5 protein-coding genes are annotated in these 13,736 nt (G+C 39.7%); 3 read left to right on the top strand and 2 right to left on the bottom strand.

What is annotated here, in order from left to right; translation table 11 throughout:
• The 3 genes from IM456_RS13230 to IM456_RS13220 all read left to right on the top strand — a co-directional run.
• Window positions 1–344: Uma2 family endonuclease (locus IM456_RS13230; RefSeq protein ID WP_287712783.1), on the top strand; the 344-nt coding region annotated here is incomplete at its 5' end.
• Window positions 345–507: 163 nt separating this feature from the next.
• A complete protein-coding gene (locus IM456_RS13225; RefSeq protein ID WP_149985534.1) occupies window positions 508–1,071 on the top strand; it encodes a Uma2 family endonuclease in 564 nt (187 codons plus the stop codon).
• A 243-nt stretch (window positions 1,072–1,314) separates the two neighbouring features.
• Entirely contained in the window at window positions 1,315–3,366 is a 2,052-nt protein-coding gene (locus IM456_RS13220; RefSeq protein WP_149985535.1) for an FAD-dependent oxidoreductase, read from the top strand.
• A 92-nt stretch (window positions 3,367–3,458) separates the two neighbouring features.
• Here the strand turns inward: IM456_RS13220 and IM456_RS13215 are convergent, their stop codons facing one another.
• Together IM456_RS13215 and IM456_RS13210 are read right to left on the bottom strand one after the other, a co-directional pair.
• Window positions 3,459–7,334 carry a non-ribosomal peptide synthetase gene (locus IM456_RS13215; protein ID WP_287692365.1) on the bottom strand — a complete coding sequence of 1,292 codons (3,876 nt, stop codon included), beginning with the start codon at window positions 7,332–7,334 and terminating at the stop codon, window positions 3,459–3,461.
• Complete coding sequence (locus tag IM456_RS13210; protein ID WP_287692363.1) at window positions 7,331–13,735, bottom strand: non-ribosomal peptide synthetase; 6,405 nt, start codon at window positions 13,733–13,735, stop codon at window positions 7,331–7,333. The genes IM456_RS13215 and IM456_RS13210 overlap by 4 nt, the downstream gene beginning before the upstream one ends.
• Window position 13,736: the final 1 nt, after the last annotated feature.

Below are 13,736 nucleotides of genomic sequence, written 5' to 3'. Positions count from 1 at the left end.
CTTCGACAATTTTTCGTTTACCAAATGGAGGAGATCGTTCTCCTGATGTTGCTTGGATAAAACGGGAGAGATGGGAAGCTTTGAGCGCAGAAGAGCGAGAAAAGTTCCCGCCTTTGTGTTCTGATTTTGTGATTGAATCACGTTCTCGTACCGATTCTTTAACCTCTTTACAGGACAAGATGAGTGAATATTTAGCCAGTGGTTTACGTTTGGGTTGGTTGATTAATCCTCAACAGCAGCAGGTGGAAATCTACCGACTAAATAGCGATGGGGAAATTATTAATTTACCTGCTATTTTATCTGGGGAAGATGTCTTACCCGGGTTTGTTTTGAATTTAACTTAGGAAGGATTGAGTACCCAGACAGAATTAATTACACATATTTTTCTCTGAACTGATAACTGATACAGCAGTTCTGGCGTTCCCTAAAACCAGAGACTTTGTACCTCACTCTTAAGATAACTGCTATGAGTTATAGTGTATAAAGTAGCAAGAAGGAGAAGCGATTATGGAAACTGTAGTGTTAAATCTAGAGACAGTTAATTTGACTGATGAACAATTTTATCATCTCTGTCAGGCTAATCAAACATGGAATTTAGAACGTAATCAAAAAGGAGAATTATTAATTATGCCTCCCGTGGGTGGAAATACTGGTAAACAAGAAGCTAATTTGATTGTTAAAGTGGGGGTATGGAACGAGCAAACTCAACTTGGTGAGGTGTTTAGTTCTTCGACAATTTTTCGTTTACCAAATGGAGGAGATCGTTCTCCTGATGTTGCTTGGATAAAACGGGAGAGATGGGAAGCTTTGAGCGCAGAAGAGCGAGAAAAGTTCCCGCCTTTGTGTCCCGATTTTGTGATTGAATTACGTTCTCGTACCGATTCTTTAACCTCTTTACAGGACAAGATGCGCGAATATTTAGCCAGTGGTTTACGTTTAGGTTGGTTGATTAATCCGCAACAGCAGCAGGTGGAAATCTACCGACTAAATAGCGATGGGGAAATTATTAATTTACCTGCTATTTTATCCGGGGAAGATGTCTTACCCGGGTTTGTTTTGAATTTAACTTAGGAAGGATTACAGGGAATAACAAAGGGAATGACACCGAATCAGGCTATCTCTATTTTGTCAAGACATTTCCAGAAAAGCGATCGATTGTCAGCTTGGCGGTGTATAATCTCTCAAAAGCCAGCATCAAGCTACAAAGTTCTCAATATCGCCCAAAAAAACAATCAGGATTTCAGGAACAGATTCTCTCGCTACTGCTTCAAAGAAAGAGGAAACTCTCAGTCACAACATTGATATTTGTCAATAATGTCACCTAAAATTTTCAATCATCACTTTACTCCCCTCAAATCCCTCTCTTTGGGGTTATTTCTCCTGCAAGCTTTCACTCCCCTCACCCTAGCAGCCCCCCCGCGAGAACCGGATCAAACCGTCGGCTGTGATATTCTGGTGGTGGGTGGTGGTTTAGCCGGTGCCGGTGCGGCCTACGAAGCTTTATTATTAGGAAAAACCGTCTGTTTAACCGAGATTACCGACTGGGTGGGTGGACAGATATCTTCTCAGGGAACCTCCGCATTAGATGAAAGACGAACACAAAGAGAAAAATTATTTTTCCCGAAAGGTTATCTAGAATTTAGGGAAAGAATTAGAAAGCATTACGGGAAACGCAACCCCGGAGAATGTTGGGTAAGCGGGTCTTGTTTTTTGCCTTTTGATGGACATAAATTATTATTTCAACAGTTAGAAGACGCTGCCAAAAAAGGCAAAGGAACCCTGAAATGGTTTCCCTCTACGGTAGTCAAAGAATTAAATATTGAAACTTTACCCAATCGCGGTACTGGTCAACAGATTACCACTGTAATTGCTATTCAACATAGTCCCGCAAAAGGTACTCCTCCCCTAAATACCGAGTTTTTATCGCAAAAAATGGAGGATATCTATCGCTACGAAAATTCTCCCCGTTTTGATAAGAAAATCCTCCGTTTTGTCCCCAAATCCTCCCAACCGAATCAATTAGCAGATTGGTATGTGATTGAAGCGACCGAAACCGGGGAAATAATCGGATTATCAGATATTCCCTACCGTTTAGGTGTCGATAAGCGCAGTTATCTCGAACCTTCTTCCTCTAGCGTCACTGGAGACCCCTACTGTACCCAAGGCTTTACCTATACCTTCGCTATGGAGGAAACAGAAAAACCACAAACCCACGAGAAACCCGTTTATTATGAACGATATGCCCCCTATTTTAGCTATGAATTGCCGCGATTAGCCGATTTTGACCTCGTTTTCACCTATCGTCGTATTTGGAGTCCGCAACTGGGTAAAGAGAAAACCTTTGGGGGAATTACTTTTACCGAACCCCTCCCGGGGGATATTTCCATGCAGAATTGGACCTGGGGAAATGATTACCGTCCGGGGACTGCGAAGGATAACTTTATCTACACCCGTGAACAGTTGCAAGAGTTAGGACAGTTATCTCCGGGGGGATGGATGGGAGGATTACGCACCGAAACCCTCGCGAGGGGCGAAGAACACGCCATTTCCTACTATTATTGGTTAGTAGAAGGAACCACCGATTCCCAGTTAGGGGACGGGGTAAAAGTTCCCCATTTGAATAACCGTTATCTCTCCGGTTTTGATTCTCCCATGGGTACTGCCCACGGTTTGTCAAAATATCCCTATATTCGGGAAGCAAGACGGATTATCGGTCGTCCTTCCCTGACTTTCCCCGCTGGTTTTACCGTCACAGAAATCGATATTTCCCGACAAAATTTTCAAAGCGATTTCTATCGTCAAAATCTTTCTCCGGCAGAATATCGGCGCTTAATTGCCACCTTGGCAGGATTAGAGGGATTTTCCGTACTTGATGGCACATTATCCCCCGATCAGGCCGTTAAACGCAAGCGATCGACTATTTACCCCGATTCCGTCGGTATCGGTCACTATGCGATTGATTTTCATCCCTGCATGACGGAACATCCCCCCGAAAAACCGGGTAATACAGAAAAAGCAGGAGAAAGACAGGGACAGGGCCAAGCTTATCCTTTTGAGATTCCTTTAAGGGCTATAATTCCCCAAAAAATCGATAATTTACTGATAGCGGGCAAAAGTATCGCCCTTAGTCATATTGCCGCGGCCGCCTATCGTGTCCATTCCTTCGAGTGGTCCTCTGGGGTAGCGGCGGGCATCACGGCAGTGTATGCTTTAGATAATAATGTACTGCCCTATCAATTAGTAGAAAGTGATTTTCTCATCGGCAATAAACAATTGCGAGAATTACGACAAAAAATCGCTGCTAGTGGTAATCCAACTGTGTTCCCCGATGCCTCAATTTTCCGGTCGATGGATGATTGGTATTAATTAGGGTTTGCTGAAAAAACTTTTTCAGCAGACCCTAGGTACTGCTCATCCATGTCTCTCAGATTGCCCGATTTCCTCCCCCCCCTCAACGGTTACGACTGTTTTGGGTTGAGAATACTATTAATAATCAGAGCGTTTTTTGGAAGATAAGGAGGATCAATCATTTCACGATGAATACCAGTGGCATAATGATTGATTCTTTCTCCTTTTGTTGCTTGTATCCAATCATCTTGAGCTTCATAGTTTCCCTCAGCACGAATCAAATGAATAGTCCCTTGAATTTGTACATTTTTTAAGTCAGAATTCCAAAGAAAATTAAAGTATTCCCACACTTGATGATAAGTGCGATCGCGGAGTTTTTGATTCCCTAAAAAGTAACCTCTTAATTCCTGACGTTTGGGATTTAATAAGAAAGCATCAACCCCTTCTTGAATCTCTGACATATCAGCTTTTTTAGCCTCACGTCCTCCTCTGTAAGTATCCAGTAAAATGACATCAGAAACAACTCTCCCTCGACTTTCTAATTGTTGCGCCATTAACATCGCTAAAAATCCGCCGGCGGAATGTCCCATTAATTTTATATCTTGATTCTGAGCCAAATCCTCAATTAATTCAGCGTATTTTTCTAACATTAATTCATCGCTAATGTAGCGAAAAGTATAGAGAGCATAATCCGTTATATACTCCGCTAAATTGGCATAAGCAGCAGCGAAACCAAGGGCGGGGGGAAATAAAAAGACGGCCTTTTCTTGCTCCTTATTAAACACCACATAAGGGCGTTCTTTCGGTTGAATATTCATCTCTTGAGCATAGATAATATAATCGCTTAATTCGGCTACTGTTGGCTTTTCATAAATCATTGATAAAGGAATTTCTATGGCGATTTTTTCATAAATTAAAGCCATAAGATTCATAGCTTGTAAGGAATGACCACCCAACTCAAAGAAGTTATCATTAACCCCTATCTTGCCAGCTTGTAGAAGTTGTTGCCAAAGGCTTACTAAGATAGTTTCCGTTTGATTGCGGGGTGCTAAATAGGGTGATTCAACTAGAGAAGTCTCATCCGGTATAGGCAATTTATGAACGTCTATTTTCCCATTAGGATTTAAGGGAAAATCCGACAACATGACAAAGGCAGAAGGGATCATGTAAACGGGTAATTTCTGCTGTAAGAAACGACGCAGATCCTGGGAAGTTAATAAAGTATCTTTTCTTATTACATAAGCAACTAAACGTTTATCAGACAACGGATATTCCCGCATAATTACAACAGTTTGTTCAACGTTGGGATGAGTTTCTAAAACCGTCTGAATTTCTCCTAATTCAATACGGAAACCTCTCAGCTTGACTTGATTATCAATCCGTCCTAAATATTCAATGTTTCCATCAGGAAGATAGCGAGCTAAATCCCCCGTTTTATATAATTTCCCCTGAGCAAAAGGATGAGGAATAAATTTTTCAGCCGTCAATTCGGGACGATTGAGATATCCACGCGCTAAACCCATTCCACCAATATGTAATTCTCCAGCAACACCAATAGGAACCGGTTGGAGATAACTGTCGAGGATATAAACTTGGGCATTAGCAATGGGACGTCCAATAGGAATTAACTGGGAATTTGGCTGACAGCACCAGATAGTAGCATCAACGGCGGCTTCTGTTGGTCCATAAGCGTTATATAATTGATAGTTTAACTGCTGAAAAAATCGTTGATTGAGTTCATAAGATAAGGCTTCTCCCCCAGCAATTACTCGTTTTAAACAGTGGCAATCTTTGCTCTTGGGATGTTGCAGAAAAACTCGCAATATTGAGGGAACACAAGTGAAATAAGTTACTTGTTCTTGCACAATTAAATCTATTAAATAATCTATATCTTTATACCCGTCGGGTTTCGTCACGACTAGGGTAGCACCAGATGTTAAAGATGAGAAAACTTCCCAAACTGAAACATCAAAACTAAAGGGAGTAATTTGGAGAATGCAATCTTCAGAGTTAAGATTATAATTATCAATATTATATTTTAGAGTATTGCAAATTCCTCTATGAATATTCATCACACCTTTAGGTTTTCCCGTTGAACCCGAAGTGTAAATAACATAAGCTAGATTTTCTGGGGTAACTGGAGAGGCCAAATTCTCTTGACTATAATTAGCTATCCTTGACCAATCTGTATCTAAACACAGTATTTCGGCTTGATTTTCGGGCAGAAATTGAACTAAAGATTGCTGAGTTAACAACAGAGAAATAGCTGAATCAGATATCATATAATCCAAGCGCTCAGGGGGATAATTAGGAGCCAAAGGAACATAAGCTCCCCCGGCTTTAATAATTCCCAATATTCCGATAATCATCTCAAAAGAACGCTCAATAAAAATCCCCACTAATACTTCTGAAGTTACGCCTTTTTCTTGTAAATAGTGACCGACTTGATTAGCTCGATTATTTAACTCTCGATAGGTCAATTTTTCGCCCTCAAAAATAAGAGCTATTGCCTCGGGATTATCTCTAACTTTTTCTTCAAATAACTGGTGCAAACACTGTTGAGAATAAGCGACTTCGGTTTGATTCCACTCTATTAGTAATTGATGCTGTTCTTCAGGGGTTAATAAATTAATCTCAGACAATTTACAATCTGGATTCTGAATTACACTTTCAATAATTTGTAAAAAGTGACCGTTCATTCTGGCGATGGTTTCAGGCAAAAATAAATCTGGCTCATATTCGATCACTAATGTAAGATTATGACTATCTTCAAAGAAGCTCCAAGTCATATCAAATTGAGCCATGCGTGGTTTTAAGGGATAAGGTTGATGTTCCAAACCAGGAATTTTTAAGACAGTTTTGCTTTCTTTACCCAGTAGAGAAAACATGACATCAAATAAGGGATTTCTGGACAAATCACGTTCTAAATTGAGAGCGGATACTAATTTATCAAAAGGATAATCACGATATTCATAAGCATCAAGACAGGTGTTAGTTACTTCCCCTAAGACTTGCTTAAAAGTTACTCCCTCTGGTAATAAAGTTCTCAAGGCCAAGGTGTTAACATAAAATCCGATCTGGTTTTCTAAATCAGGATGATTTCGTGCTGAAATAGGGATACCAACTACTAAATCCCGTTGGTCGGTGTGGCGGTAGAGTAATATTTTAAAGAAGGTCAGTAGGGTAATAAATAGAGTCGTCTGATTTCGAGTTGCAAAGGTTTGTAATTGTTGGCTGAGACTCTCACTAAATTGATAAGTGTGAGAAGCCGCTTGAGAAGATTTTACTTGAGGTCGAGGGAAGTCTATCGGTAAGTTTAAGATAGGGGGATGTTCGGAAAAAACCTCACACCAATACTCATGTTGTTCTCTAACTTCTTCACTTTCTAACCACTGATTTTGCCATGCCGCATAATCTTTATACTGTAGGGTAAGAGGGGGTAATTCAGCTTTTTTTTGTTGACTATAAGCAGAGTATAATGTAAAGAAATCTTGAAAGATAATATCAAGTGATTGTGCATCTCCAATAATATGATGGACAGTCAAACCAAAGATAAATTCTTCTGACTTAATCTGCACCAATAAGACCCGAATAAGGGGCAACTTTTCTAAACTAAAAGGTAAATTTGCAGAATCTTGAATTAAATCATCTGCCAAGAGTTCAGCATCTTTTTCTTCTCTTAAATCTTTAAAAATGATTAACTGTTCTGTGGGGATTTGCTCATGAATAACTTGCTTAATATTGCCCCCAACACTGGTAAAAGTGGTTCTGAGAATTTCATGACGGTTCACCAGTTCTTGAAAGGCTGCTGTTAATATAGAAACATCTAACTTGCCATTAATTCTCATGGCAAGCCTAATATTATAAGCACTAGAAGATTCGCTGATATGCTGCAAAATCCAAAGCCTTCTTTGACCGTGAGAGACTTCGTAATATTTTTGTTTTTCCAGTGGGTTAATTGAGTCAGATTGTGGTAAGTTGATCATCGTTTTTGTCGGGATTGAATTAATACAGCTTGTTCTTTTAAAGTATTATGGGTAAAAATTTCCCGTAATCGGAGAGAAACTCCAAATTGATTACGGATTTGTGACACTAAGCGCATCGCCTTCAGACTGTTTCCTCCTAGTTCAAAAAATGACTGATTACTGTTACTAACTTCTGCTTCTAATAACTCACCCCAAAGGGAAGCTAATAAAGCTTCTTGTGGATTAAAATCTGGGACTTGGTTAGTTGAGTTAGTAATATTTTCTTCGGGTTTTGGCAAAGCTAGACGATGAATTTTTCCATTGGGTAACAAGGGAAAAGCTTCTAACCGCATTAAAAAGCTAGGCTGCATATAAATCGGTAAGAGTTGCTTTAATTTACCTCGAATATATTCCTGATGAACTGTATCCTCTGCCTGATAATAAGCAATTACGGTTACTAATTCCTCCTTTTTATTAGCCATAACTAAGGCTTTTTCTACTCCCTCAATCGCACTGAGGACATCTTCAATCTCTCCTAATTCAATCCGTACCCCATTTAATTTAATTTGGTTGTCACTGCGTCCTATTACTTCTAAAGTTAGATCAGGAAGCAGTCTGCCTAAGTCTCCAGTACGATAAACTATATCCCTCCCCCCATTCAAAGGATTAGGCACAAAAACTGAATGAGTTAAGCTTTCATCTTGATAATAACCTTTGGTTAAATAGGGGGATTTAACGAACACTTCTCCTACTTCTCCTATTGCCCTGGCGAGATTTCCATCAACCACTGCATAAGCGGCATCTGGTAAAGTTTGACCACCCGGAACCCGTTCATAGGGAATATTATTAGGGTTAGGAATTCGATAAAAATGCTTAACAAATGTAGTTTCACTTGCTCCATAAATATTCACAAATTCTGTCTGAGAGCCAAAAATTTGATGCCATTCAGCCAGTTCTTTCACAAATAAAGGCTCTCCTCCTAAGACAAAAATTCGCAAATTTTTCAGGAGATTATGTGCATTAACTAAACCACGCCCCATCTTTAAAAATAGACGCATTACCGAGGGGACAGTGTGTAGTAAGTTAATTTTCCATTCTCCTATTCGCAGTAATAAAAGCTCTAAGTCTTCTCGCTCTGTACTCTCTGGAATATACAGAGTTCCCCCTGAGCATAAAGTCACACAGGTTTCCCTCAAATAAGCATCAAAATTAATTTGAGCAATTTGTAAACAGCGCCAACTTTCATTAATGCCAAATTCCCGTTTTTCCCAATCAATGAAATGACGTAAGCTGCCGTGACTGCCTAAAATTGCTTTAGGTTCACCGGTTGAGCCAGAAGTAAACATAATATAATTAGAATCATCAGCATCCGGCATAGCTAGAAGGGGTTGCAGTTTGCTTAATTGGCAAGGAAACTCTTGATAATCCATGCCATTCCACTGATGATATTGCTGAATTTTATGAGCCTTAACCACTAAGATATGAGGCGGTTTTTCTAATGCGGATAGTTGGGGTTTAATCCCCTCTAAATTCTCAGCCGCAACTAAGATAATTTCGGGGCTAGTTTTAATCATCATGCGTTGCCGGCGCTCCTCGGGTTCATCTAAACGTAGAGGTAAATAGATTCCTCCGGCTTTAAATACTGCCAGCATGGCGATTAACTGACGATAATCTCCCTCTAGGAGAACACCACAAACCTTGTCTTTTTCCACGCCTAATTCTTTTAAGGCATAAGCCCAAAAGTTAGTTAGTTCATGTAATTCTTGATAGCTAAATTTACCCCCTGGATAAATAATCGATGTTTTCTCCGGTTTGGCTGCAACTTGGTCAATAAAATCATGGATAATAGTGCGAGTTTCTAAGCGAGGAATAGGATTGATAAAATTGGCAATGAAAGCGGTTTCTGCTGCCGATAACAAAGAAATGTCTTTGACGGGTTGGGCGGGATTAGATAGCATTTCATTCAAGAGTTTATCGAAGTGAATGAGACATTTTTTCATCCTCTCCTCTTGGAATAAGTCGGTGTTATAAATTAGCTCTAATCTGAGTTTTTCCTGATCTTCACTAAACACAAAAGATAGATCAAACTTACTGGTCGGGGTCAGGGAATCTAGAGATTTTATTTGTATATTTTCCAAGCCTACAGGTTGATCAAAATTTTGCAGAAGGACTAATATATCAAACAAGGGAGTGCGGTTAATTTCTCTAGAAACAGCTAATTTTTCTACTAAAATATCAAAGGGATAATCGGAATGTTCTAAGGCTTCGGTAACGGTTTGACGAACCTTTGCGAGTAGATTTTTGTAGCCTTTTTCGGGTTCAATTTGATCACGAATAACTAAGGTATTGAGAAATAAACCGATTAGAGATTGCAGTTGAGGATGGCTTCTGGTGGCGATTTCTGTACCAATAGTAATATCATGTTGACCACTGTAGCGATACAGTAATATTTTTACAGCCGCTACCAATGCCATGAATAGGGTTATTTCGTTTTCTTGACAAATTTTTCTTAATTTAGAAATCGTTTCTCGGTCAAATGTCCAGCTTAAATGAGAACCCTTAAACGTCTTTATTTGGGGACGTTTAAAGTCTGTCGGTAAGTGAACTCTGGTCAGTTGTCCATTGTCCAGTTTTTGCCGCCAGTAATCTAGGTTTTTGGGATTATTTTCGCTTCTTAAAAGATTATTTTGCCATCCTGCATAATCTTTATATTGTATCGGCAATGGCTCTATACTAGGCTGTAATCCTTTGGCTAAATCAGAGTAGTATTGTAAGCATTCTTTAGCTAACAAACTCATTGACCAACCATCACAGATAATATGATGAATTTCTAACTCTAAAATATATTCATTCGGAGATAGTTTATAAATCTTAGAGCGCACCAGGGGACTTTTCTCTAAGTCAAACGGTTTTCTCTCTTTTGCAATCGTTTCTAGGATTTCTTCATCAGGTTTATTTGTCCAGTCTTTAAATTCCCAATCAAAAGGACGATTTTGCAGGATTTTCTGTTGTGGTTCACCGTTAATTAAAATGAAAGATGTCCGCAGGGATTCATGACGGGAAATCAATAATTGTATGGCTTTTTCAAAGACATCTGGGCTAAAATCTCCTGCTATTTTGAGGGTGGAAACAATATGATAAGCTACATTATTGATATCCATCTGTTGCAAGACATAGAAACGTCTCTGAGCATGGGATGTTTCGTAGGTTTCCTGTGCAGATACAAGGGGAATAGTGGCTACCGTCAGAGGGGTAACAGTGCTTAATAATGCTGCTTGTTCAGCAATGGTAGGATGGGCAAATACTTGTTTAATGGGCAAAGATTGCCCTAACTTTTCCTGAATTTTACTCACTAGAGAAATAGCTTTTAAGCTATGTCCTCCTAACTCAAAGAAGTTGTCACTAACCCCTATTTTGGATACCTGAAGAACATCTTGCCAAATCTGAGCTAAGAGGCTTTCTTTTTCATTTCTTGGGGCTATATAAGCAGATTCAATAATTGATGTCTCATCGGGGATAGGTAATTTTTTCCTGTCTATCTTGCCATTGTTATTTAAGGGAAAATCCGACAACATGACAAAGGCAGAAGGGACCATATAAGCGGGGAGTTGCTGCTGTAAGAAACGACGCAGATCCTGAGGAGTTAATAAAGAATTTTTTCTGATTACATAAGCAACTAACCGTTGATTATATAAGGTATCTTCCCGCATAATCACAACAGTTTGTTCAACGTTGGGATGAGTTTCTAAAACCGTCTGAATTTCTCCTAATTCAATGCGTAAACCTCTCAGCTTGACTTGATTATCAATCCGCCCTAAATATTCAATATTGCCCTCAGGAAGATAGCGAGCTAAATCTCCCGTTTTATATAATTTCCCTCCCCCATTGGGGGGGGTTAGGGGGGGGTCAAAAGGATGAGGAATAAATTTTTCAGCCGTCAATTGGGGACGATTGAGATATCCACGCGCTAAACCCATTCCACCAATATGTAATTCTCCAGCAACACCAATAGGAACCGGTTGGAGATAACTGTCGAGAATATAAACTTGGGCATTAGCAAGGGGACGTCCAATAGAAATTTGGGAATTTGGCTGACAGCACCAGATAGTAGTCTCAACCGCTACTTCTGTTGGTCCATAAGCGTTATATAATTCACAGTTTAACTGCTGAAAAAATCGTTGATTGAGTTCATAAGATAAGGCTTCTCCCCCGACAATTACTCGTTTTAAATAGTGGCAATCTTTGCTCTTGGGATGTTGCAGAAAAACTCGCAATATTGAGGGAACACAAGTGAAATAAGTTACTTGTTCTTGCACAATTAAATCTATTAAATAATCTATATCTTTATACCCGTCAGGTTTAGCCACGACTAGAGAAGCACCAGATATTAAAGACGAAAAAATTTCCCAGACTGAACCATCAAAACTCAAGGAAATAATTTGGAGAATGCGGTCTTCAGAGGTAATATTATAATGACCAATAGTATATGTCAGAGTATTACAAATTCCTCTATGAATATTCATCACGCCTTTGGGTTTTCCCGTTGAACCTGATGTATAAATAACATAGGCTAAATTCTCAGGAGTCGTTAGATTGAAGGGATTTTCTGGACTATAGGTAGCTATCTTTTCCCAATCCCTATCTAAACACAGTAACTCGGGCCCAGTTTGGGGAAGAAAATCCCCTAAAGATTCCTGAGTTAACACCAAAGAAACCCCCGAATCTGAGAGGATATCCCCCAAGCGCTCGGTAGGATAATCCGGCTCTAAAGGTACATAAGCTCCCCCGGCTTTTAATATCCCTAATAAACCGATGACCATCTCTAGGGAACGCTCCATAAAAATCCCGACCAAACTTTCTGGACTTACACCCTTATCTCGTAAACAGTGAGCTAACTGATTGCCCCGGTTATTTAACTGTTGATAGGTTAATTTTTGTCCTTCAAAAATAACCGCTATTCCCTGCGGATTCTGTGCAGCTTGTTCTTCAAATAATTGATGTAAAGACTTATCTAAAGGATAATCTGCCTCGGTATTGTTCCACTCTACTAATAACTGATGTTGCTCTTGTGTTGTCAATATAGGTAATTGTGTTACCCGTTGCCGAGTATCAGTAACAATCCCTGTTAAAATAGTCTGTAAATGTCCTGCCATCCGTTCAATCGTATCCTGAGTAAAACGGCTAGTATCATAGACTAACTGAATCAGTAACTCTTGTCTAGGAATAGCAACCACCGTCAAAGGATAATTAGTTTCCTCAAAATTCTCCACATCCTTAACCCTTAAGGATTGACGAGAATCTCTCGATAACGCTTCTCTGGGATAATTCTCAAAAACGACCAAACTCTCAAACAGGGGAACCCCCGGTGGAATATCACTCAATCTCTGTATTTCAGCCAGAGAAACATAAGCATAATCCTGAATTTCTGCTTGTTTTTGCTGTAATTCCTGTAACCAAGATAGCAATAAATCTGATTCTCTGATGGAGACTCGCAGCGGCAATGTATTAATAAATAATCCTACCCTATGTTCCACCCCTGATAAATCATGGGGGCGACCAGAAACCGTAACCCCAAATAAAACTTCTGACTCCCCACTATAGCGACTGAGAAGAATCGCCCAAGCGGCCTGTACTAGAGTAGATAAGGTCAGATTATGCTTTTGCGCCAAAGATTGCAGGTCTTTGGAGTGAGAAGCCGATAAATGACAGTTATACTCTTTATAAGTCGGCTTACCTTCAGATTTCATTAACTGGAGCCTGTCCACCTTCAGGGGGGTGGGAGTCATAAACCCTTCAAGAGTTCGCTGCCAAAAACTCTCAGCAATAGATGGGTTTTGCTGCTGTAACCAAACAATATAATCTTGATAAGGACGCGGCAAAGGAAGATGATAACTTTTCCCTTGAATACCTGCCTCGTAAAACCCTAAAACTTCTTGATAAATAATAGGCATACTCCAACCATCCAGAATAATATGATGATGATTGCAGAGGAATTTATAAGTTTGGTCCGATAGTTGAATCATCAAGCAGCGCATTAAAGGAGCAACTTTGAGTTCAAACCCTTGTTGACGCTCTGTTTCTAACAATAAATCTAAACGTTGTTGTTGTTCTGTGGGGTAAAGATTGCGCCAATCTTGATAATCCCAAGGCAAATCAACCTTTTTTCGCACAATTTGCAGAGGTTTTTCCCGTTTTTCCCAAAGAAATAGAGTCCTTAATACCGAGTGACGCTCTACAACTTTTTCCCACGCTTGCCTAAAAACTGTAAGGTTAATTTCTCCCTCCAGAGTAATTAGAGTTTGACTACAATAAATCCCTGAATCAGGAGTATAAAGACTATGAAAGAGCATCCCTTCCTGCATGGGGGAAAGAGGATAAATAGACTCCACATTTTTGGCGGGTTGATTTTTTGTGTCTGCCATG

The sequence above is a fragment of the Microcystis sp. M079S1 genome (genome assembly GCF_020246425.1).
In the GTDB taxonomy this organism is placed as follows: Bacteria; Cyanobacteriota; Cyanobacteriia; order Cyanobacteriales; family Microcystaceae; genus Microcystis; species Microcystis aeruginosa.
Note: the sequence above shows the minus strand (reverse complement) of the source record. Positions and strands in the feature narration are given on the sequence as shown.

Bases quoted from the DNA above. Each gene is read 5' to 3' on its own strand.
- IM456_RS13215 (WP_287692365.1), bottom strand. From the start codon at position 7,334: ATGATCAACTTACCACAATCTGACTCAATTAACCCACTGGAAAAACAA.
- IM456_RS13220 (WP_149985535.1), top strand. From the start codon at position 1,315: ATGTCACCTAAAATTTTCAATCATCACTTTACTCCCCTCAAATCCCTC.
- IM456_RS13225 (WP_149985534.1), top strand. From the start codon at position 508: ATGGAAACTGTAGTGTTAAATCTAGAGACAGTTAATTTGACTGATGAA.
- IM456_RS13210 (WP_287692363.1), bottom strand. From the start codon at position 13,735: ATGGCAGACACAAAAAATCAACCCGCCAAAAATGTGGAGTCTATTTAT.